The organism is uncultured Algimonas sp., from assembly GCF_947498175.1.
Taxonomy (GTDB): domain Bacteria; phylum Pseudomonadota; class Alphaproteobacteria; order Caulobacterales; family Maricaulaceae; genus Litorimonas.
In genome coordinates this window covers 165,406-186,781 of sequence record NZ_CANMJB010000005.1, presented here as the reverse complement: position 1 = coordinate 186,781, position 21,376 = coordinate 165,406, and the positions used below count along the sequence as shown (strand labels likewise).

Annotated in this window: 17 protein-coding genes and 2 tRNA genes; 10 read left to right on the top strand and 9 right to left on the bottom strand. The window is 64.1% G+C overall.

The window, feature by feature from the left end:
- Positions 1-10 precede the first annotated feature (10 nt).
- From Q0718_RS09780 to trxA, 3 genes are read right to left on the bottom strand one after another with little or no spacing between them, the layout of a single operon-like run.
- Complete coding sequence (locus Q0718_RS09780) at positions 11-160, bottom strand: Trm112 family protein (protein ID WP_366523869.1); 150 nt, start codon at positions 158-160, stop codon at positions 11-13.
- A 51-nt stretch (positions 161-211) separates the two neighbouring features.
- Positions 212-889 (bottom strand): LON peptidase substrate-binding domain-containing protein, encoded by a 678-nt coding sequence (locus tag Q0718_RS09775; protein WP_298917046.1) that lies wholly within the window; start codon positions 887-889, stop codon positions 212-214.
- A gap of 20 nt (positions 890-909) precedes the next feature.
- On the bottom strand, positions 910-1,806 hold the full coding sequence (trxA, locus tag Q0718_RS09770) for a thioredoxin (RefSeq protein WP_298917044.1): 897 nt from the start codon (positions 1,804-1,806) through the stop codon (positions 910-912).
- Positions 1,807-1,954: 148 nt separating this feature from the next.
- Here trxA and Q0718_RS09765 point away from each other — a divergent pair, with 148 nt between their 5' ends.
- The gene (locus tag Q0718_RS09765) at positions 1,955-3,724 is read left to right on the top strand and encodes an ATP-binding protein (protein WP_298917042.1); all 1,770 of its coding nucleotides are present in this window, start codon (positions 1,955-1,957) and stop codon (positions 3,722-3,724) included.
- Here Q0718_RS09765 and Q0718_RS09760 read toward each other — a convergent pair.
- Positions 3,707-4,225, bottom strand: a complete 519-nt coding sequence (locus Q0718_RS09760) for a prolyl-tRNA synthetase associated domain-containing protein (protein ID WP_298917040.1) — start codon at positions 4,223-4,225, stop codon at positions 3,707-3,709. The genes Q0718_RS09765 and Q0718_RS09760 overlap by 18 nt on opposite strands.
- 96 nt (positions 4,226-4,321) lie before the next feature.
- Here Q0718_RS09760 and Q0718_RS09755 point away from each other — a divergent pair.
- Positions 4,322-4,396: transfer RNA gene (locus Q0718_RS09755), tRNA-Gly, on the top strand.
- Positions 4,397-4,689: 293 nt separating this feature from the next.
- The gene (locus Q0718_RS09750; protein WP_298917039.1) at positions 4,690-6,534 is read left to right on the top strand and encodes a gamma-glutamyltransferase family protein; all 1,845 of its coding nucleotides are present in this window, start codon (positions 4,690-4,692) and stop codon (positions 6,532-6,534) included.
- A gap of 25 nt (positions 6,535-6,559) precedes the next feature.
- Here Q0718_RS09750 and Q0718_RS09745 read toward each other — a convergent pair whose 3' ends face one another.
- Entirely contained in the window at positions 6,560-7,999 is a 1,440-nt protein-coding gene (locus tag Q0718_RS09745; RefSeq protein ID WP_298917037.1) for a helix-turn-helix domain-containing protein, read from the bottom strand.
- Between the two features lie 144 nt (positions 8,000-8,143).
- Here Q0718_RS09745 and aceB point away from each other — a divergent pair, with 144 nt between their 5' ends.
- From aceB to Q0718_RS09730, 3 genes are all read left to right on the top strand, one after another.
- Entirely contained in the window at positions 8,144-9,775 is a 1,632-nt protein-coding gene (gene aceB / locus Q0718_RS09740; protein WP_298917035.1) for a malate synthase A, read from the top strand.
- A gap of 1 nt (position 9,776) precedes the next feature.
- Positions 9,777-11,372, top strand: coding sequence for an isocitrate lyase (locus tag Q0718_RS09735; protein WP_298917033.1), 1,596 nt, complete (start codon positions 9,777-9,779; stop codon positions 11,370-11,372).
- Positions 11,373-11,711: 339 nt separating this feature from the next.
- Complete coding sequence (locus Q0718_RS09730; protein ID WP_298917031.1) at positions 11,712-12,821, top strand: alpha/beta fold hydrolase; 1,110 nt, start codon at positions 11,712-11,714, stop codon at positions 12,819-12,821.
- Here Q0718_RS09730 and Q0718_RS09725 read toward each other — a convergent pair.
- The 3 genes from Q0718_RS09725 to Q0718_RS09715 are packed head-to-tail and all read right to left on the bottom strand — an operon-like array spanning position 12,818 to position 13,938.
- The gene (locus tag Q0718_RS09725) at positions 12,818-12,970 is read right to left on the bottom strand and encodes a hypothetical protein (RefSeq protein WP_298917028.1); all 153 of its coding nucleotides are present in this window, start codon (positions 12,968-12,970) and stop codon (positions 12,818-12,820) included. The two genes, Q0718_RS09730 and Q0718_RS09725, sit on opposite strands and share 4 nt — an antisense overlap.
- A gap of 36 nt (positions 12,971-13,006) precedes the next feature.
- Positions 13,007-13,189, bottom strand: a complete 183-nt coding sequence (locus tag Q0718_RS09720) for a CoA transferase (protein WP_298917025.1) — start codon at positions 13,187-13,189, stop codon at positions 13,007-13,009.
- The gene (locus Q0718_RS09715; RefSeq protein ID WP_298917023.1) at positions 13,186-13,938 is read right to left on the bottom strand and encodes a hypothetical protein; all 753 of its coding nucleotides are present in this window, start codon (positions 13,936-13,938) and stop codon (positions 13,186-13,188) included. The genes Q0718_RS09720 and Q0718_RS09715 overlap by 4 nt, the downstream gene beginning before the upstream one ends.
- A gap of 102 nt (positions 13,939-14,040) precedes the next feature.
- Here Q0718_RS09715 and Q0718_RS09710 point away from each other — a divergent pair, with 102 nt between their 5' ends.
- Together Q0718_RS09710 and Q0718_RS09705 are read left to right on the top strand one after the other, a co-directional pair.
- Positions 14,041-15,075: an enolase C-terminal domain-like protein gene (locus tag Q0718_RS09710; protein WP_298917020.1), complete on the top strand. Its 1,035-nt coding sequence runs from the start codon at positions 14,041-14,043 to the stop codon at positions 15,073-15,075.
- On the top strand, positions 15,059-16,069 hold the full coding sequence (locus Q0718_RS09705; RefSeq protein WP_298917019.1) for a DUF1611 domain-containing protein: 1,011 nt from the start codon (positions 15,059-15,061) through the stop codon (positions 16,067-16,069). The genes Q0718_RS09710 and Q0718_RS09705 overlap by 17 nt, the downstream gene beginning before the upstream one ends.
- Here Q0718_RS09705 and Q0718_RS09700 read toward each other — a convergent pair.
- On the bottom strand, positions 16,066-17,124 hold the full coding sequence (locus tag Q0718_RS09700) for an esterase-like activity of phytase family protein (protein WP_298917017.1): 1,059 nt from the start codon (positions 17,122-17,124) through the stop codon (positions 16,066-16,068). The two genes, Q0718_RS09705 and Q0718_RS09700, sit on opposite strands and share 4 nt — an antisense overlap.
- 118 nt (positions 17,125-17,242) lie before the next feature.
- Between Q0718_RS09700 and Q0718_RS09695 the strand changes: the two genes are divergently transcribed.
- Together Q0718_RS09695 and Q0718_RS09690 are read left to right on the top strand one after the other, a co-directional pair.
- A tRNA-Gly gene (locus Q0718_RS09695) sits at positions 17,243-17,317 on the top strand.
- A gap of 337 nt (positions 17,318-17,654) precedes the next feature.
- Positions 17,655-21,341: a TonB-dependent receptor gene (locus Q0718_RS09690; RefSeq protein WP_298917014.1), complete on the top strand. Its 3,687-nt coding sequence runs from the start codon at positions 17,655-17,657 to the stop codon at positions 21,339-21,341.
- Positions 21,342-21,376 lie beyond the last annotated feature (35 nt).

The window sequence follows — 21,376 nt, the reverse complement described above, 5'->3', positions numbered from 1 at the left end:
GCCGCGCGCTTCAAAGCGCTCGCGCGCGCTCGATCAGCAGGATCGGAACACCGTCGCGGATCGGATAGGCCAGCCTGGCCTTCTTGCTGATCAATTCGTGTGTGTCGCTGTCATGGACAAGCGGCCCGCGCGTCTTGGGGCAGACCAGAACGCCGAGCATCTTCGGATCGATCGGCACGGGGGCGGACTTGGTATTGCTCACGGTGAAAGCCTATTGCGTGGATTGCGTCTGGGGATCGTTCGTTCCGCCGGATGCGTAGAGATGCATCAACCCGATGAGCAGACGACGGCGTTCGTCCGAGGTTTCGGCTTCCAGCAGCGATTGCTTGTCCTCAGGCGAGAACGGGCTGATCATCGCGGCCTGGTTGATGAGGACGGGCAGCGGGATTTCCGACAGGGCGGTCCAGTCCACATCGACTCCGACCGCTTTCGCCAAGGCCTTCATGGCGACCGTCAACGCCGCGCGGTCCGACCGTCCGGACTCCGACAGGGCTTCGGAAGTCTGGCGCGCGGCATGCAGGTCCGGGTCTTCTTCGAACCCGCCATAGGCGACGTCGGCTTGGCGGTAGGGTGTGCCGGTTTCCGGCAAGCCCGTGATGCGGAACCGCCGCAATCCCTTCAGCACGATCAGGTAGCGACCGTCATCGGTTTCGGAAAACTGGATGATGCGGCCCAGCCCGCCGACACTGGCGATGTCGTCGCCTTGCGGTTGGACCATGCCGATCAGCCGGTCGCCCTTCAGCGCATCGTCGATCATGTTCAGATAGCGCGGCTCGAAGATGTTGAGCGGAAGGTCGCAGACGGGCAACAGCACCGCCCCGCCCAGCGGGAAGATCGGGATGCGCGACGGTGTCGTCCGTCGGGCCAGAGATTTGTAATGCGCGCTCATCCGACCTTGATACGGGCCAGCTACGCGAAAAGGATGGATGACAGGCGTCGGCGGCCATCGATCGCAACATCGCTTTCGGGCCCTTCGGCCTCGAAGATCGTCAGCAGGAAACGCCGCGCCGCCTCGTCGTCATGCATCCGGTCGCGCCCGATGGAATATATCAGATGGTCCACGGCCTCGCCGCGTTGCCCGCGCGCCGCCAGCGCCTTGGCCAGAACCAGCCGCGCATCCAGATCGGTCGCGTCGGCATCGACAGCCGCCTGCGCATCGCGCAATTCCGTGTCTTCTTCCGCCGCGTCGGCTTGCGGCGCACCTTCGCCCAGCGACAATTCGGAGCGGATGGACGCCACCTCGGGATGCTCCGCCAGCGGGCCGGTCGCGCTCTCGACCATCTCGACGGCCATGTCGCGATTGCCCATCTCCAGATAGACGCGCGCCAACCCGGCCAGGGCGGAGCCGTTTTCCGGATCGAGTTGCAGCGCCTGGGCAAAATCCTGCGCCGCCCCGCCAGGATCGCCGGCCGTCAGGCTGTCATGCGCCCGGGCGACCAAGGTCTGCGCCTCTTCCTTCGGGTCGCTGTCACCGGACAGGCGGGCGATGAACTTCGACAATTCGGATTCGGGTTGCGCGCCCATGAAGCCGTCCACGGGCTGGCCGTCCTTGAAGCCGAAGACCGCCGGGATGGACCGCACACCGAGCTGCCCGGCCACGCCGGGATTTTCGTCGATGTTGATCTTGACGAGCTTCACCTTGCCAGCCGCGGCTTTCACCTGCCGCTCCAGCGCGGGCATGAGCTGTTTGCACGGGCCGCACCAGGGCGCCCAGAAATCGACCACGACAGGCGTGTCCTTGGACGTTTCGATGACGTCGGCCATGAAAGCGACATCGGAGGAATCTTTAACGAGTGTATCGGTCATGCCCGCTAAATGGGCGAGACACATGAAAGGTTCAACGGATGGTCGCGAGAAAGTGACGCGCCCGGCCTAACCGCATGCGCGGGTCGCCGGGATTCCGTCCGGCGGGTGCGTAAACCTGCTGTTACGATTCTTTATCTAGATAAAAGTCATGTCCGCGTCGCAGGCTACATCCCCGTTCGGTCAAACCTACCAGCTCTTGCAGGACGGTCTCACGATGCGCCTGATCGCCATCGCCTCCCTGGCGCTGGCAATCATGGCGATGGTCGATGTCTGGATCGGCGTGGCGGCGGCGGTCTTCGCGGTCCTCTGCACAGGGGTGGAACTGGTCACGTACAAAGTCTTGCACCAACGCGAACGCCGTCGACGGGCGCGCCGACTGATGCTGGGCAGCACGGCGCTTATGAGCGTGTCCTTCGCGGCCATCGGTCCGGCGCTCATATCGGGCAACGGCGTGCCGGAAGCGTTCGTCGCCGCCCTGTATCTGTCCATCATCCTGACGTTCCAGACCTTCTACTACAGTCACGACATGCGGTTCGTGCCGTTCGTGGCCGCGCCCTATTCCGTCGCGATCTGCCTCTGCATCGGTATCATGGCCCATCACGCTCTCGGAGCCGGTAACCCGGTGCTGGCGCTCATCCTCGGCATGGCCATCCCGATCTACGCCTATTTCGTCTGGAGCTTCGGCGTCTTCCTCAAAGGGCGCACCGAACGCCTGCGCAAGCTCAAGGACAAGGCGGAAGACGCCGCGCGGGCCAAAAGCGAGTTCCTCGCCAATATGAGCCACGAAATCCGCACGCCGATGAACGGCATCATCGGCATGGCCGACCTGCTGAAAGCGTCCGGCCTCACGCCCGACCAGCAGCAGCATGCCGACATCATCGCGGGGTCGGGCGAAAACCTGCTCGTCATCATCAACGACATCCTGGATTTCTCCAAACTCGAAGCCCGCCAGCTCGAACTCAGCCCCGCCCCGTTCGATCTGCGCAGGCTGGTCGAGGATGTGGCGGCGATCATCGCGCCGAAAGTCGGGGCCGGGGTGGACCTGGCGACCTGCGTCGACCCGGACATTCCGGACAGGCTGCTCGGCGATGCCGTCAGGATCCGCCAGATCCTTCTCAATCTGGCGGGCAATGCGGCGAAGTTCACCAAGACCGGGTCCATCCTGCTGAGCGTGTCCGCCGATCCGACGGTCGCGCCCGTTCCGGGTGTCGCCACCCTCAATGTGCGCATCGCCGATACGGGCATCGGCATCGAACCGGAGCAGACCGCGCGCATATTCGACAAGTTCAGCCAAGCGACGAGTGGCACATCGAAACTCTACGGCGGGACGGGGCTCGGCCTGGCGATCTGCAAGGACCTGCTGGATTTGATGGATGCGCCGATCCACGTCCGCAGCCGTCCCGCAGAGGGGTCGGTCTTCGGTTTCGACATCGCCTTGCCCGTGGCCGCGCGCGATCGCGACGCGCCGCCCGAGCCGGATTGCACACTCTCCTGCGACGGACGGACCGCCGGGCTGCTGGTCCGCAGTCCGGCCATGCACGGCGCGTTGCAGCACATGCTACAGGATTGCGGCATACGGGTCGGCGGGTGGGCGGACCTGTCGGCGGCGTTGATGTCGCTCGTCGCTTCGTTGAGGGACGGATCCGGCCCGGACCTGGTCGTCATCGACAGCCGTTTGCAGACGGCGGACGGAAAACCGGTCGCCGCCACTTTGTCTGGGCTCCCGCCCGGACGCCGTCCGGCCCTGCTGGTCCTGGGCGGCGAGATGGACGAACCCCGGCTGGCGACCGTGCCGCTGCCCGTCCGCCAAGGCACGCTCTTGCGGGCCGCCGATGCGCTGATGAGTGATGGCGACCGAACTCCGGCGGCAAGACCCGTCCTCCCGGCGGCCCGAGCCGGATCAGTCGCCGCGGGCTAGCGCCGATAGGTCCAGCAGGACCGGCTCGTGCCCCGTCGCCCGCGCGAACGTCAGCAGATCCTCCGGCCGGACCCGCGTGCTCGCCGTGTTGCGCAGCGGGTGGAACCAGACGTGATCGTGATCGAACAGCGCCTTGTCGAGGATCAGCCGGACCGCATCGTCGGCATCGTTCATGATCGAGAACACCGTGACGGAGCCGGGCCGCACGCCCAGCCTGTCGAACAGCGCGTCTTCCTGCCCGAAGGATAGCCGTTTCGTCCCGATATGCGGGTGCAGCCGGTTCAGGCGGACCCCGGTTTCTCCCAAGGCGCTGACCAACACGAAACGACCGGCCTTGTCCTTCAGGAACAGGTTCTTGGAATGGCCGCCAGGAAGCCGTGCCTTGACCGCCCGTCCGTCTTCGACCGTGAAGACGGCCGCATGCTCCTCAGTGACATGTTCGATGCCGAGACTGTCCAAAAGCGCGTAGAGCCGGGGTTCGTCGGGGTGCGGTTCCGTCATGCAAAGCGGGCTAGCGATTCATCTGCAAAAACTCAAATCTTGATGCTTGCAAGCCCGGAGGCGCGTGGATATACGCCCGGCTTCAACGACTGCGATGCGGGCGTAGCTCAGTGGTAGAGCATCACCTTGCCAAGGTGAGGGTCGAGGGTTCGAATCTCTTCGCCCGCTCCAGTCGTTATATTTCTCCCGTCATGGACTGACCCTGCAAGGTCCATCCTCCTGCGACCCCTCGCATTTCAGATTTGCGCGCATCCGCGCGGCCCTCGCATTTCAGATTTACGCGTATCCGCGCGGGAGGGGTCGACTCTCTTCGCCCGCTCCAATCGACGTAGCGGTTCGCCGTGAAGCCCGCTCTGCCTTCCGCGACACCATTGTGTCCGCCGTCCCGCTCACTATAAGCCTTCTTAAGGACACGGACGACGGGACTCCGTCTTCCTGCCGCAAAGGGTGGAATGGCCATGAGAATGATGAAACCTGCTTTGTGCGCGCTCGCTTGCGCGGCCCTGGCCAGCTTGTCGGCTTGCGCCACCGCCACATCCGTCGAGCAGCGGGCCGACGCGTCGGTCGCGACCGCCTCCGCGAGCGGCCCCGGCGACCGCATGCTGTCGGGCCGAGATCTGGGCGTGCGCAGCGCCGTCGTCGCGCCCAACGCGGCCGCCGCCACGGCCCATCCGCTCGCCACGCAGGTCGCGCTCGACGTCATGAAGGATGGCGGCACGGCGGTCGACGCAGCCATCGCGGCCAATGCCATGCTGGGCCTGGTCGAGCCCACGGGCAACGGGATCGGCGGCGATCTCTTCGCGCTAGTCTGGGACCCCGAGACGCAGGAGCTCTACGGCTATAACGGCTCGGGCCGGTCGCCCCGGGGCGCCACTCTCGCCGACATGCAGGCCGCGGCCGACAAGCACGAGGACGGCGAGGGAATCCCGCCCTTCGGCGCCGCGCCCGTCAGCGTCCCGGGCACGGTCGATGGGTGGTTCGCTCTGCACGACCGCTTCGGGTCCCTGCCCATGGGCGACATCCTCCAGCCCACCATCGACTATGGCCGCAACGGCGCGCCGATCCCGGAAGTGATCGCCTATTATTGGGGCCGTAATGAGACGCGCCTCGCCGAGGCCCATGACAGCGGCATGTTGGAAGAGTTCGCCAATGCCAAGGCGACCTTCTTCGATCCCAGCCCGCGCGAGGGCGGCCTGTTCCGCAATCCGGACCTGGCCAACACGCTGAGCGCCATCGCCGACGGCGGCCGCGACGCCTTCTACACCGGCACGCTCGCGCGGACCATGGACCGCTACATGGCGCGCATCGGCGGGTTCATGCGCTACGCGGACCTCGCCGCTCATGAGGGCGAGTGGATCGAACCGGTCTGCGTGACCTACCGCGACGAAGTCCGCCTCTGCGAGATCGGCCCGAACACGCAAGGGGTCGCGGCGCTGCAGATGCTGCAGATGCTGGAGCGGTTCGACCTGCGGAGCATGGGCTGGGGCTCGGCCGACGCGCTGATGGCGCAGGTGGAAGCCAAGCGGCTGGCCTTCGCGGACCGCGCGCTCGGCTATTCCGACTCGGCCTTCAGCGGCTTGGCGCCCGACTGGTACGTCCGGGAGGGCTACAATGCGCAGCGGGGCCGCCTGATCGATCTGTCGAAGCCGATGGCGACCGTGCCCGCCGGCTCGCCCAGCGTCGACATCAAGCTCCAGGACGGCGACACGACCTACCTCTCCGTGACCGACGCGAGCGGCATGATGGTCTCGCTGATCCAGTCCAACTACCGGGGCATGGGGTCGGGCCTCGTGCCGGACGGTCTGGGCTTCATGCTCCAGGACCGGGGGCAGCTCTTCTCCCTCGATCCGGACCATCCCAACGTGTTCGAACCGGGCAAGCGCCCGTTCCACACCATCATACCCGGCTTCGCCTACAGGAACGCCGGAGGCCGTTACGAACCTTGGCTGAGCTTCGGCCTGATGGGCGGGGGCATGCAGCCGCAAGGCCACGTGCAGATCATCCTCAACCTGGTCGATTACGACATGGGGCTGCAGGAAGCCGGGGACGCGGCGCGCTGGGAACATCGCGGCGGCTGCGAGCCGACCGACGATTTGTCGGGCAGCGGCTGTGAGTCCGAGCTCGGCACGATCTGGCTGGAAAGCGGCATCCCGGCGGCGACCCGCGCCGAACTGGAACGCCGCGGCTACGCGGTCCGCTGCTGCCAGGCCAATGCGGGCGGCTACCAGGCCATCATGCGCGACTTCGACTCCGGCGCTTGGATCGCCGCGACGGAGATGCGCAAGGACGGATCGGCGGACGGCTATTAGGCGTCGATCGGAAGACCGGCCCCGATCACGGTCCTGGGGTCTTCCGGCCTTCCTGCGCCAACGCCACCTGACCCAGCCCGCGCGCGCGTTCGTCGTGGACGGCGTCGCGGCCCAGGGGTGGATGGGCGCGTTGGGGGCAGGCGTCGCGGTCGCAGAGATAGCAGTTGGGGCCAATCGGGGTCGGCTCGCCCTGGATGTCGTCGCCGTAGACCAGCCGCCCGGCATGGGCGATGTCGCAGCCCAGCGCGATGGCGAAGCTCTGCGCGGGCGCGCGCGTCGTCCCGCCCGACCGCGTGACGCGCTTGCAGACGGTCAGGTAGCGCGCGCCATCCGGCATTTCGACCGTCTGGACCAAGGTGCGGTCGGCGTGGGCGAAGGCGTCGTGGACGTGCCAGCGCGGGCAGGCGCCGCCGAAGCGCGGGAAGGTGAAGCGTCCTTGGCTGAACCGCTTGGACAGGTTGCCGGCGATGTCGATCCGCACGAAGAAGAGCGGCACGCCGCGCGCCCCGGCCCGGGACAGCGTGGTCAGCCGGTGGGCGACCTGTTCGGCGCTGGTTCCGAACCGGTGCGCCAGCGCGTCGATGTCGTAGCGCAGATCTTCGGCTGCCTTCAGCATTGCGCCGTAGGGCATGAGCAGGGCGGCGGCGAAATAGTTGGCCAGCGTCGTGCGCATCAACCGTTCGGCCTCCGGGCGGCCCAGCGCCAGCTCCGCGATCAGCCGGTCGATCAGCGGCCGTTGCTCCAGCATGGCGAGGCGCGCGGCGACCTGAAAGCGCCGCGAGGAGTCGGGCAGGAGTTCCGATAGGTTCAACCGCCCGCTATGACGGTCGAAATAGCGCAGCATGCCGGGCAGCAGGTCGTAGGGCAGAACGCGGACCACGATGTTGTGGCGTTCGGCCAGCCGCTCGCGCAGCATCGCCATCGGTTCGCCGCGGCGCAGGCGCATCTCCTGGGCGAGCGCTTCGGCCGCCCGGTCCAGCGGATCGAAATAGTTGCGCGCCCGGTGCAGCGCGTCGCGGACCAGCTCATCCGCAGGCACAGCGGCGTCCAGCGCGTCCAGCACCTCGTCCGCCCCTTCCTCGCGCACGAGGCGGCGGCTCAGCTGCGTGTAGCGCTCATGCAGGCGGATCAGGGCGCGCGCCGTGGCAGGACTGGCCCCGACCACGTCTTCCACTTCGGATTTCGGCACCCGGTCCTGGCCCAGCGCCGGGTCGCGCAACGCGTCGAACAGCTCGCCGACCAGTTGCCGATCCGTGCCCGACGTCAGGTCCGACAGATCGATGTCGTAGGTTTCCGAAAGCTTGAGCAGCACTTTCGCACTCATGGCGCGCTGGTTGCGTTCCATCAGATTGAGGTAGCTGCCCGATATGCCGAGGTCTTCGGCCATGCGCGTCTGGGTCAGGCCGAGCTGCGTGCGCAGGCGGCGCAGGCGCGGCCCGATCAGGAGTTTCTCGGTCTTGGCCATAGGGATCGCAGCGGGATCGCAGCGCCTTTTCAATCTTATCGTATTGACTATTTTTGACTTTACAAACTCAACAAAGCAACCCCGTTTTTACAGACACGTACAAATTCGCGCGCTAACCCGACCCTCCCATCAATGGAGAGTTTCATGAACGCGCCGACCGACACGACCACGACCGCCATTCCGCGCCACCGCGTGTTGGCCAAGATGGTCGGTCCGGATGTGCCGGAGATCGAGCGCGTTCTGACCCCCGATGCGCTATTGTTCCTCGCGGACCTCGAACGCCGCTTCGGCCCGCAGCGCAAGATCCTGCTGTCGGACCGCCAGCTGCGCCAGGACCGCTACGACGACGGCGAGCTGCCGGGCACCCCGCCGGAGACGCAGCACATCCGCAACAGCGCTTGGGAGGTCGATCCGGCCCCGGCGGCGCTGACCGACCGCCGCGTCGAGATCACCGGCCCCGTCGATCGCAAGATGATGATCAACGCGCTGAATTCCGGCGCGACCCAGTTCATGGCCGATTTCGAGGACGCCAGCTCGCCCACCTTCGCCAACATGGTCGAGGGTCAGGCCAACATGATCGACTACACAAACGGCGACCTCACGCTCGAGACCGACAGGAAGAGCTACGCGGTCGGCGACGATCCGGCGACCCTGCTGGTCCGTCCGCGCGGCTGGCATCTGGAGGAGAAGAACGTCACCGTGGACGGCGCGCCCATGAGCGCCAGCCTGTTCGACTTCGGCCTGTTCTTCTTCCACAATGGCGTCAAGCTGGCCGGGTCCGATCGCGGCCCGTTCTTCTATCTGCCCAAGATGGAAAGCTATCAGGAAGCGCGCCTGTGGAACGATGTGTTCAACTTCGCGCAAGCCGCGCTCGGTGTCGAGAACGGCACGATCAAATGCACCGTCCTGATCGAAACCCTCCCGGCCGCTTTCCAGATGGAAGAGATCCTCTACGTCCTGCGCCGGCATATCACCGGGCTGAACTGCGGGCGCTGGGACTACATCTTCAGCTACATCAAGACGTTGCGGAACCATAAGCGGTTCGTCCTGCCCGACCGCGCCCAGGTCGGCATGGACCGCGATTTCCTGCGCGCCTACTCGCTTCGCCTGATCGACACCTGCCACCGCCGCGGCGCGCATGCCATGGGCGGCATGGCCGCGCAGATTCCCGTCAAGAACGACGACGCGGCCAACGACGCGGCCTTCGCCAAGATCGCGGCCGACAAGGACCGCGAAGTCCGCGCCGGTCACGACGGCACCTGGGTCGCGCACCCGGCCATGGTGGCGACGGCCCGCGAAGCGTTCGACGCGCACATGCCCGGCAAGCACCAGATCAAGCGTCAGCGCCAGCCGCGCAAGATCAGCGACGAAGCGATGCTGGAACCGCATGAGGGCACCATCACCGAAGCCGGTCTGCGCACCAATATCGAAGTCGGCATCCGCTACATCGCCGCCTGGCTGTCGGGCCGGGGCGCCGTGCCGATCCACGGCCTGATGGAAGACGCCGCGACCGCCGAGATCAGCCGCGCCCAGGTCTGGCAATGGCTGCGCCACGGCGCGGACGTCCGGATGGAGGACGGCACGACCGAGCGCATGAGCGGCACCCTCTACCGCCGCGTCTTCGACGAGGTCCTGACCGAGCTGGAAACCGAGCTGGGCGACGGTTTCGCGCCCGCCCGTTTCCCGGAGGCCGCGCGCCTGTTCACCGAGACGGCCACCTCCGCCGACCTGCCCGAATTCCTGACGATCCCCGCCTACGACATGTTGGAGACATAAGATGAGCTACACGCAAACCATCCAAGAGATCACCGTCCGCTATCCCGACGGCGTGCCCGGCGGGATCGACGTCGAAGACATCGCCCAGCTGAAGATCCAGAACACCTACGAGACGCATCTGGACATCGCCAAGGCGATGGCGACGCTGATGCGCCAGGACATGGCCCGCTACGACGCGGACACGTCGCAGTTCACGCAAAGCCTTGGCTGCTGGTCCGGCTTCCACGCCATGCAGATGATGCGCGCCATCAAGCGCCAGAAAGGCACGCTCGACCGCGCCTATGTCTATCTCTCCGGCTGGATGGTGGCGGGCCTGCGCAACAGTTTCGGCCACCTGCCCGACCAGAGCATGCACGAGAAGACGGCCGTGACGGACCTGATCGACGAGATCTACACCAGCCTGCGCCAAGCCGACGAAGTCGATCTGAACGACCTGTTCGCGGAACTGAAGGCCGCCGAGGGCGACGTCGCCCGCAAGGCGGTGATCACCAAGATCGACAATTTCGAAAGCTACGTCCGCCCGATCATCGCCGACATCGATGCGGGCTTCGGCAACGTCCATGCGACCTATCTGCTGGCCAAGGAACTGATCAAGGCGGGTGCCTGCTGCATCCAGATCGAGAACCAGGTCTCGGACGCCAAACAGTGCGGGCACCAGGACGGCAAGGTCACGGTTCCGCGCGAGGACTTCATCGAGAAGCTGCGCGCCGTGCGCATGGCGTTCGAGGAACTCGGCGTGCATGACGGCGTCATCGTCGCCCGCACGGACAGCCTTGGCGCGGGCCTGACGCAGAAGATCCCCGTCTCCCGCGAAGCCGGCGACCATGCGGCTGAGTATACGAAATGGCTCGACGCGACGCCGGTCGAAACGCTGACCGACCTGGAAGAGGGCGACGTCGCGATCCGCTTGGGCGACCAGCTCGTCAAGCCGACGCGCCTGCCCAACGGCCTCTACAAGTTCAAGCCCGATACGGGCGAGGACCGCGTGGTCGAGGATTGCATCGCGGCGCTCAACGATGGCGGCGCGGACCTGCTCTGGATCGAAACCGCGACACCGAACGTCGCGCAGATCGCCGGCATGGTGAACCGCATCCGCGAGGAAGCGCCCCACGCCAAGCTGACCTACAACAACTCGCCGTCCTTCAACTGGACGCTGAACCTGCGCAAACAGGTGCGCGAGGACTGGATCGAGCAAGGCAAGATCACCGCGGACGACTATGACGAAGCCCGCCTGATGAGTGCCGACTTCGACGACGATCCGCTCGGGATCGAAGCCGACGCCCGCCTGCAGGCCTTCCAGACGGACATCGCGCGCGAAGCCGGGGTGTTCCACAACCTCATCACCTTGCCGACCTTCCACATGGACGCGCTCGGCATGGACCGGCTGTCGGAGGGCTATTACGGCGACGAGAAGATGCTGGCCTATGTCCGCGAGGTCCAGCGCGCGGAAATCCGCGGCGGCGTCAGCGCGGTCAAGCACCAGCACGAAGTCGGCTCCGACCTGGGCGACACGTTCAAGGAAATGACCGGCGGCGACCGCGCGCTCAAGGCGGGCGGGGCGCACAACACGATGAACCAGTTCGCCAACGTCGCGTGAGGCGACATTGCCCTGACAGCTGCATCGGCGACTGAAGGAACCAGTTCGCCAACCTCGCGCGATATTCGGCCGAATGACGTTGACCAGCCGCGCCCTCGGGCGCGGTTTTTTTCTTGCCAACAGAGAAAGTAGACAGTTGTTCATGAAAACCACGAATAGCCATTGAAATACGTCAAATGTCGTTTATGTGATCTGGGGACGTCGGTGAAGGTCGTTCAACAGGTCTGAGCGGTGGATAACATGGTGCGATTGGTGCGGTCTCTTGGTCTTGTTCGGTCTGGACCGGGCAAAAAGACGTTTCATCGATGGGCTTTGCGGCCTTGCATAGCTGCTGTGACTTTGTCGGGGCTTCTTGCCTGTTCGGATGCGAACAGGGTCGATGTGAAAGCCAAGGCGTCCGCGCCGAGCGAGACCGCCGTCACGGAGCAAACCGAGGCCGAGCCATTCATATCGGAGCCTTTCGGCTTCGACTTCGAAGGAAAGCGCTATGCCGGGCTTCTGGACCAACCTCCCGGGACGGAGGCAGCAGGACTGGTCGTGTTCGTGCATGGCAGCGGCCGGTCCCATGTCTCGACGGGGCGGGCCTATATGCGCTGGCGCAAGTTTTTCGCTCAGCACGGCCTTGCCACATACGCCTATGACAAGTCGGGCAATGGCGACAGCGAAGGCGAGTTCGATTCCGAGCAGCCGGTCGAGAACTCTGCCGGAGAGGTCACAGCGGCCATACGGGCGTTGCGCGACGCCGGCGTTGCAGGCGCAGACCGGATCGGATTGTGGAGTCTCAGCCGTGGCGGATGGACGGCTCCGCTGGTCATCAAGGACGATCAGGACATAGACTTCTGGATCTCCGTCAGCGCAGCGGGGCCGCTCAGCAACATGCAACATCTGATGACGTCGAACTGGCGATTGCGGGGCTATGACGAGGATACCATCGAGACGCTGCTGGGAGAGTGGCATGAAGGCTTTGCCATCCAACTCCAAGGCGGGACCTATGAGGCGTATGTCGCCGCGACGCCCAACCTCATGGCGGATCCTTTCATGACACTCTTGCGCGGGGAATACACGCAAGAGCGCTATCTCGATTACGCCCGATTCCTGCAGGACAATCCGCCAACGCTCGACCCCGAGACGGGACTGGTCGTGTTCATTGACGATATGGACGAGATGCTGCGCGGCTTCGACTTGCCCGTGCTGGCTCAACTCGGCGAAGCTGATACGCAGATCGACTGGCGCGAGACCAAACGACTTTACGAAGAAACGATCGGTCGGTCTGGAAATCTGACGGTTGCGACCTTTCCGGACTGCAATCATTTCATGGAAATCTGCGAGGATTGCGGTTTCGGGGACAAGCTGGAAAAAGTGACCCGAACAGACACGGGCGATACATGTCCAGGCCACTTCCAATCCATGGCCGCGTTCCTGGCCGACCAAGGCTTCCCGGAACTCTAGCGACGGTTCAGCCCGCCTCCGCCCGCACTTCCGCCCCATGCTCGTCCGGCATCGACGCGGGCCGGGCCGTCGCGCGCCTCCATCACGGCATAGGTCGCGGTCAGAGGATCCAGGTGCACCACATCGTCGTCCAACAGCGTGCCACCCATCAATCCATCCGGGAAGAAAATGCATGCCCGCATCGATCATGGACAGGTCGATGCGCGACCCTCTGCCCGTGCGTTCGCGCTGGAACAGGGCGCCACGTCCGCGCCCTGTTCGCCCAGGATCATGGCCGCGTAGCTCGCCGCGATCATGGTGGACAACTCCACCACGCAGATGCCGTTCAGCGGCAGATGCGACCTGTCGGCGGCGGTCTCGGTCGTCATAGGCGGTCCTCTTCGGACCTGACGATATACGCCCGGAGAGGTTTTTCCATCGCCGCCCCAAGCGCCGCGCGGTCGAGTGGGACGGCGGAGTGGGCATCCCGGTCATAGCGCACATCCCGTCCCGCATGGGCGTAGAGCGCTTCCGCTCGCGCGCAGAGCGTTTCGGCCGAACCGCCCGACAGGATTACGCAATGATGCAGGCAGACCGCGCCGCCGTCCGGCGCGAGCGCCCAGCGCTGGGCCGTGCCGACCAGTTTGCGGCCTTCCAGCAGGATGTTGTGGTCGCCGTCGCAGAAACTGCCAGGCCGCGCGCCGGTCGTCGTCTCCAGCCCCATGGCGGCGAAACCTTGCCGCAGCGCCTCGCATAGCGCGGCATAGGTTTCGCGGATGCCGGGATGGCGCGGATGCCGGCTCAGCACGGAGATGTTGATCGTGCCCGGCCCCTGCGGAACCACGGTCCCGCCCGTGCCGCGAATGGCGACCGGCTCGGCCGTGAAATGATCGATGTCTCCCAGACGCCCGTGCTCCCGCCCCGAGACGGACAAGGCGGCCTGCGGCACCCAGTCGTACCAGAGCGCGGGCGCCGATCCGTCGCGCATCCGGCGCATATGGTGGGCCTCGCGGTCATAGACGGATTGCAGGACCGCGCCGTCGCGCGGCGGCAACGCGCCGGGGGACGGGGTGCGGACGGACGCGGTGAGGGTGTCCAGAGACCCGGAGACGGACTTCAAGGGAAAGGGCGTGGGCATGGGTCCGGATCGCCGCTATCGGTCCCACCGTCAACGCGCCGCATCGCCGCGCGGTCCGCAGGGCACCTAGTCAAGCCCGGTCCCGCTCGCTATCGCGTGCGCATGACGGACGCGGCACGGACAACACCCCTCAACATCACGGTGCGAGTGACGCAACCCGAACTGGTGCGGCCTTTCATAATTGCCACGGGCGCCCGCACGCACCAGCCCGTGCTGAGTGTCACGGTCGGCGACGGCATCCATGTCGGGCGCGGCGCGGCGACGGGCGTGCGCTATCGCGGCGAAAGCGTGGAGGCGATGCAGGCACAGCTGGCGGGACTGCCGGGCGACACGGTCCGGGAGACGCTATCCGATCACCTGCCCGCAGGGGGCGCGATGGCGGCCCTGGACGCCGCCCTGTGGGAGCTGGAGGCCGCCCGCGCGAACCGGACGGTTGCCGATCTGATCGGGGTCGATCCGCGCGCTTTGCCCAGCGCCTTCACCATCGTGCTGGATACGCCCGACGCCATGGCGGCGCAAACGTCCGCCGAGAGCTGGCGCCCGCTGTTGAAGGTCAAGCTGGGCGGCAATGCGGCGCTGGAGGCCGCCCGGATGCGTGCCGTGCGGCGTGCCGCGCCGGAGACTCGGTTGGTGATCGACGCCAACGCCGCCTGGACGCCGGAGCAACTCGGCGCGCTCGCCCCTGTCGCAAAGGACCAGGGCTACGAACTGCTCGAACAGCCCCTGCCCATGGGCGGCGAGACCGACCCCGTCTGCGCGGATGCGCTGCGGGCTGCCGGGGACATCATCCCCCTCTGCGCGGATGAAAGCCTGCAGACGCTGGCCGATCTGGACCGGGTCGCCCCGCTCTACAGCCACGTGAACATCAAGCTCGACAAATGCGGCGGGCTTACCGCAGGACTTGCCTTGCGCGACGCGGCCCGCGCGCGGGGCCTGGGGATCTTCGTGGGCTGCATGGTCGCCCCGGCCGTGGCCATTGCGCCCGCGCACCTACTGGCCCAGGGCGCGGACTATGTCGATCTGGACGGACCGTTCTGGTTCCCGGACGAACCGGTGCGGCTGGATGAGGACGGCCTGTTCACCCCCATAGATCCGGCCGTCTGGGGAGCGGGGGACCGCCATGCGGACGATCGCTAAACCCTACCTCCTGTTCCTCGGCGATGCGGGCCGGGAATTCGGCGCCAAGACGGCGCAAGGCGTGCTGCACTGGACGCCCGAAGACTGCCTGGCGCAGTTCCGCCTGCCGGGTTGCGAGATCGATCTGGGCCTGCCGGACATGGATTTTCCAATGGCACAGGCCGCGCGCGCGCGCACTGTGCTGATCGGCGTGACCAATCGGGGCGGCGTGTTGCCGGACGCTTGGGTGCCGCCTCTGGTGCAGGCGCTCGCGGCCGGGCTGGACATCGTCGCCGGACTGCATCAGCGCTTGTCGGACGTGCCGGAACTCGCGCAAGCCGCCGCCGCACATGGCCGGGCGCTGCATGATGTCCGCCACTGGCCGGGCGGGCCGATGCCTCTGGCCACGGGCCGCAAGCGGACCGGGCGCCGCGCGCTGATGGTCGGGACGGATTGCGGCGTCGGCAAGAAATTCACGGCGCTGGCCTTGCAGCGGGAGCTCGATGCGCGCGGCGTGGCCGCCACCTTCCGCCCGACGGGGCAGACGGGCGCGCTGATCGCGGGCCATGGCACCGCGCTGGACACGATTCCGGGCGACTTCATCGCCGGGGTGGCCGAAGCTCTGTCGCCCGACAACGACCCGGACCATTGGGACGTGATCGAGGGGCAGGCGACCGTCCTGCATCCCACATTCGCAGCGGTCACGACCGGGCTGGTCCATGGATCGCAGCCCGATGCGCTGATCCTCTGTCACGCGGCCGGGCGCCGGACGATGCGCGGCCTGCCGGACTGGGCCGTGCCCGGCCTGGCCGAAAGCCTGCAGGCGCATCTGACGTGCGCGCGGCTCACCAACCCGGCCGCGCGCAGCGTCGCCGTCAGCGTCAACACGAAAGGCCTTCCGGACGCGGAAGCGCGCGCGGCGATCGACCGCGCCGCGGCCGAAACAAACCTGCCCACGACCGATCCGGTGCGCTACGGCGCCGCCGTGCTGGCGGACGCCTTGCCGGGATCCTAGCGTGCGATGTCGAACCGGTAGAGCAAGGTGCGCTGCCGGTCCGAGAAATTGTCGTCGGACAGCAGGAAGACGCGCAACGCGTCTTCGGCCTCGACCAGCGCGACCCCTTCGAAATTATCAGTCGCCAGCGGCGGAGCCAGGCGGAGCGAGACAAGCGGATCGCCGCGCAAACCTTCGATGTCGAGCCGCACCCGGTTGCCGCGGTCGCGGTCATAGGCCCGGAACAGGCGCGCCGTGACCGTGCGGCCGTCGGACAGTGTCGTGCTGTCCGCGCCGACCGGGCGGTAGCCGGGATCGAGCGCGGGATCCGTGGCCGGATCGGACAGGCCGACAGTGCCGTCCGACAGAACCGTGCCCGTCACGGCGCGCCCGTCGCGCGGCTGTTCATAGGCGATGCGCATGGTGCCGGTCGCATCCAGCCACAGCGCTTCCGGACCAGCATTGGCGCGCACCCGGGTCCAGCCATAGCGTCCGGGCGGGTTCGCGACCGTCACGCCGGTCGCATTCGCGCCGCAGCGGCCCAGATCGAAAGCCAATACGCGAAAATTCCGTTCGAACGATACGAAGGCCAAGCCGCCTCGATAATCCAGCCCCTCGGCGTCCGCCGTCAGCTTGCCGGGTTTGACCAGCGGGGTCTCGAACCGCATCGGCGCGGTGGACAGCCGCCCGTCCGGCGCGCCGTCCTCCATGCCGATGCGGACGAACCGGCCCGTATCCCCCACGGCCAGCAGGTCGCCCTCCGGCCCGGCGGCCAGACCCGACAGCCCGCCGAATTCCGGACCGGGTGCATCGAACACCCAGCCGCCCGCGAAGCGAACCCGGCCGGGCAGTTGCGCGGCGACCGCGTCGGGCGCCCCCAGTCTCACGGCCTCGACCGTCGCATCCAAGGCCATGAAGGCTGTCATGGCCGGATCCCGGTCCGGGCAGGACGCGGCGCGCAGCTTCGCGGCGGCATCCTTGAACGCCCAGGGCTCGGCCGTCTGCGCGAATGCCGGGGTTGCGGTGGCGACCGTCATGGCGGCGCAGTGCGAAAGGATCGGGCGGAAACGCATCATGTCGGGCTCGTCAGCTGTCGGCGTGTCGCTTCAGATAACGCGCCGGCATGACGCCGTCATGATGCAGGTGCAGATCGCCTTGCGCCGCACCATCCTGCGGCTTAAGCATGGCGATGCGGCGGGCGTAGCTCAGGGGTAGAGCGTCAGCTTCCCAAGCTGAATGTCGTGGGTTCGAATCCCATCGCCCGCTCCAGCCGTGATACTTGCCGAAGCATCCGACCCCATGGCCGGATCAATATGGCCAGACAAATATGGCCAGATCCATCGTCCGGCGAACTCCTCATCCTCGATGTGCGCGCAGGCGCGCGCGATCGAATTCGTGATCGCCTATCGTTTGGATGAACGGCTTGAGCGGCCTCCTTCTTGCACGGTTTTTCGAAGGGCCGCTGGGCGCGTGTCAGGAAAATGTCGGATTTGCGACGTTTTCTTTTGAGGGGGCGTGTCCCGCCTGCGTTCTAATAAGTGCAGGTCCGCGAGGGGATCCAAGGATCTGCATGTTTCCGGAACGACCGGTCATCAAGGGGAGAACCATGACGAAATCGACAAATACGCATGTCTTGGCCTGTCGCGCCGTACGGTTGCTGGGCGGCGTGTCCGCGCTGAGTTTGATCTGCGCTGCGGCACAGGCCCAGCCCCTGACGCCGTCCGACGACACATTGTCGAGCGTGCTCAACAGGTTCGCCAGTGAATCCAACGTCGAAGTCATGTATTCGGCGGATGTCGGCAGCCGCCATGTCGAGGCCGAGATCGGCCTGACCGGTGATGCGCGCGCCGATCTGGGGCGTATCCTGCGTGGCACCGATCTGCGCGTCGCGGAACCCAGCCCGAATGTCTTTGTCATCACGACGACTGACATGTCGGGGACTCCGATGCAAACCGGCGCCCAGATGCAATCGCAAGGCCCAGTCGTGCAGACGGCCCAGACCGCACCAAGACCCGCGCCGACGCCTGCGCCCGTCGTGGAGGAGACACCGGCCACGGTTATGGCGGACGATTTCGATCTCGACGCCGAGACCGGCGTCATCACGGGCCAGGTCGTGGATCAGTTCTCCGGCCAGCCGCTGGCCGGCGCCATCGTCCTGATCGAAGGGCTGGGGCGCACGGAATCGACCGATACGCGCGGCTTCTACCGCTTCTCCGCCGCACCGGCCGGGCAATACAGCCTGTCCGTCAACTATCTCGGCGCCGACTTCCAGAGCCAGCGCGTCAGCGTTTCGTCCGGGGAGGAAACCCAGGCAAATTTTTCCCTGACCGATAGCGTTACCGACCAGGTCGTCGTCTACGCCAACCGCTCGGCCCTGCAGCAGGCGCTGAACCAGCAACGGGCGGCGACGAACAGCGCGACGGTGGTATCGTCGGACCTGATGGGGGATTTTCCGGCGGAGACCTTGTCCGAAGCGCTGCGGCGGGTGTCCGGCGTAACTTTCACGCGCGACGACGCGACTGGTGAGGGGGAACGGATTTCGGTTCGTGGTTTCAATGATCAGGCGATCAATATTCAACTAAACGGTATCGATTTGCAGGGGACCGGGATTGATCGGGGTATCGATTTATCTGGCTTCTTGACCGACAACATTAAGCAGGTGACTATTCAGAAGTCGCTCTTACCAAGTCAAGAGGCGACTGGCTCGGGAGGGCTTGTAGAGATCGAGACACGTTCCGGTCTCGATTATGGAGAAAGGTATCTCAATCTTGGCGCTGAGTGGCAAACGCCGTTTGTAAGCGGCTTTGGCGACGAGGTCGAACTGTCCGCGACAGGGGCTTACCAGTTGACCCCGGACTTTGGTCTGTCGGCGACAGTACAATACCGAGATTCCAAGCGAACTAACTATAACACCAATGCGTTAATGAGTTTCGACTCCGTGCTTCCGGCAGGTTTTGCTAATATATTCAGGGTGCCCGAGAGTTTTAATTTCCCATTCGACCCGGAGATTGATGAGCCGCTATATACCGGAGCGGCTTATGTCTCGCAAGATCGAGACTCCGAAAACCTAACTATGTCATTAAACGCCGCTTATGATTGGAACGACCATACGCGTTTCCGACTGGATCTACAGCAGATTGAAAGCGACGCAGTTTTTTCTCAAGCCCGCACATTGCAGAATGTTGCGCTAGCTTTCAGTCCAACACAGATGCCCGTTCCCGAATTAGGTGGTGAGATCAGGCCACGTGAATATGCTTTGGGCTTGTCGTCGAGTATCGCTCTGACAGACCAATCTGAGGATCTGACGACGCGTTCTATAAGCTTTAGAGGCGAGACCGACGTTGATAACTGGGAATTCGATTACAAGATCGGCTACTCTGATTCAGAGCGTGCAAGAAACCGATCATTCTTGAGTTTCCAGAACACGCGGAGCACCACGCAATCATTGATTGATGAATATGCGGACCCAAACACCGTTATAATCACTCAAGACGACTCCCCGGCAGTACCGCGCGTTGTAGGCGGATTTATTGACTTTGTAGGGGATGGTATTCCTATTCTCTCATTGACAGCTGCGGGTCGCGATTACGTCGATGATCCTTCTCAATATGCCCTATTGACAGCAAGCCAGGCTGATACGGTCGATACGAGCGAGAATACGGTTTTCGAACTGGATGTTCGTCGTTATTTCGGTGGATCCTATTTGGATTACATCGAGGTTGGGGGTAAGTTCGAAGACCGTGTCCGAGAAAACGGAGATGACAATCTCTCTACTACCGCTTTACAGAGTGCATTTAGCTTTGGGCGGGAGCGGCGAAATGGTCAGAGAGGTAATGTCTTTCTGTCGGAGCTGAATTCTTCCGCATACGCCTTGTCCGACTTTTCCGATATTGGGCTCGGTGTTCCGATTGGTCGCCTTAATGCGGGTTCAGGAGGCCCAATTATCGATCAGTTGTTCGATATTTACCGAGCTGAAGATGATCCATCGACTGAGATCAACGAGTCGCGTCTTCGACTCAATGATCGTAGACAGCTTACGCCTCAAGAAGACGCTCTTGCTATATCTCCAGCTGAAATTGGCGAGAAGATACTTGCGGCCTATATCGAGGCGAAGGTTGATGTCTCCGACTTGGAGATTATCGGCGGGGTCCGTTATCAGCGCGAAAAAAGGAATTCACGCCTCATCTCGACTCCCACAGTTTTTCTTCCTGGAACGGCTGTCGTAACTATTCCGCGTATCGAATTGGCGAGCGTGGGTCTCGTTGATTACATAGACGCCGAAAGTGAACAGGAGCTCTGGACGCCAAGCGTGATCGCGAATTATCGCCCCAATGAGCAAATTGTTGTACGTGGTGCATATTTTCGTTCAACGGTCCTGCCGACCATTGCGCTGCTCGCCCGCCCGACAAACTTCTTACTGGATCTTCGAACTGGTTTTGAACGGGCGCAAATTAGCGAACCCAATCCAGATCTTAAGCCAACGGTTACAGACAATTTCGACTTAGATTTGTCCTACTATTTTAAGGATAATCCAGGTTTGGTCAGACTTGGTCTTTTTTATAAGGACGTGGCGAATAACTTTACCCAGTTTAGTCAACCACTTGAGCCAACAGATGCATCGATCCGCGATCGCATTCTGGAGCGTCTGCAAGGTTTAGAGCAGATCGATCCAGCGTTGCTGAACATTCCAGACGTGACCGAATATGCCATCCGTCGTCCGATAAACGGTGAGGGTGGCGAAATCTACGGCGCCGAGTTGGAAGTCATTCGACAAATCGACTTTCTGGGTGAGAGAGCTCCAAGTTGGGTCGAAAACTTTAGTGTGGTCGGCAATCTCACCTACACGAAAAGTGAGTTCAGTGAAGTTGAAGCAGCGCGCAACGATGATGGGGAAAACGTTACTTTGCAACTTCTTGGCCCGCTTGCGGGTCAGTCGGAGTGGGCTGGAAATGCGTCGCTCCGTTATGAGGACGGTCATTTCTCCGGTAGTGTTATTTATACATACCAGTCTGCATCGTCCTTTTCACGAGATGAGTTCAACATTAATGAAATAACGCCAGGTTTCGATACTCTAGATGCCCGTCTGGCCTATCAGTTCGATGGAAAGGGCCGAATGCCGCGCATGATCGTCTATCTTGAGGGTGATGATCTATTGAGAGGGTCCAAAGATGCCGATGTCCGAAGGGCTTTCGCTTCGACATTTAGTACTTCTGATTTCGATTATTATTATCCGAGCAGTATTCAATACAACGGCGGTCGGCGGGTGACTGTCGGTGCGCGGGTTACGTTCTAGGACAAGACGATAACCGAACAACCGACATATGATGC

Coding starts and splice junctions, on each gene's coding strand:
- Q0718_RS09725 (WP_298917028.1), bottom strand. CDS start 12,970: ATGGGTGGCACGCTGTTGGACGACGATGTGGTGCACCTGGATCCTCTG.
- Q0718_RS09720 (WP_298917025.1), bottom strand. CDS start 13,189: ATGACGACCGAGACCGCCGCCGACAGGTCGCATCTGCCGCTGAACGGC.
- Q0718_RS09780 (WP_366523869.1), bottom strand. CDS start 160: ATGCTCGGCGTTCTGGTCTGCCCCAAGACGCGCGGGCCGCTTGTCCAT.
- Q0718_RS09745 (WP_298917037.1), bottom strand. CDS start 7,999: ATGGCCAAGACCGAGAAACTCCTGATCGGGCCGCGCCTGCGCCGCCTG.
- Q0718_RS09775 (WP_298917046.1), bottom strand. CDS start 889: ATGAGCGCGCATTACAAATCTCTGGCCCGACGGACGACACCGTCGCGC.
- Q0718_RS09705 (WP_298917019.1), top strand. CDS start 15,059: ATGCGGACGATCGCTAAACCCTACCTCCTGTTCCTCGGCGATGCGGGC.
- Q0718_RS09690 (WP_298917014.1), top strand. CDS start 17,655: ATGACGAAATCGACAAATACGCATGTCTTGGCCTGTCGCGCCGTACGG.
- Q0718_RS09735 (WP_298917033.1), top strand. CDS start 9,777: ATGAGCTACACGCAAACCATCCAAGAGATCACCGTCCGCTATCCCGAC.
- trxA (WP_298917044.1), bottom strand. CDS start 1,806: ATGACCGATACACTCGTTAAAGATTCCTCCGATGTCGCTTTCATGGCC.
- Q0718_RS09700 (WP_298917017.1), bottom strand. CDS start 17,124: ATGATGCGTTTCCGCCCGATCCTTTCGCACTGCGCCGCCATGACGGTC.
- Q0718_RS09715 (WP_298917023.1), bottom strand. CDS start 13,938: ATGCCCACGCCCTTTCCCTTGAAGTCCGTCTCCGGGTCTCTGGACACC.
- Q0718_RS09765 (WP_298917042.1), top strand. CDS start 1,955: ATGTCCGCGTCGCAGGCTACATCCCCGTTCGGTCAAACCTACCAGCTC.
- Q0718_RS09760 (WP_298917040.1), bottom strand. CDS start 4,225: ATGACGGAACCGCACCCCGACGAACCCCGGCTCTACGCGCTTTTGGAC.
- aceB (WP_298917035.1), top strand. CDS start 8,144: ATGAACGCGCCGACCGACACGACCACGACCGCCATTCCGCGCCACCGC.
- Q0718_RS09750 (WP_298917039.1), top strand. CDS start 4,690: ATGATGAAACCTGCTTTGTGCGCGCTCGCTTGCGCGGCCCTGGCCAGC.
- Q0718_RS09710 (WP_298917020.1), top strand. CDS start 14,041: ATGACGGACGCGGCACGGACAACACCCCTCAACATCACGGTGCGAGTG.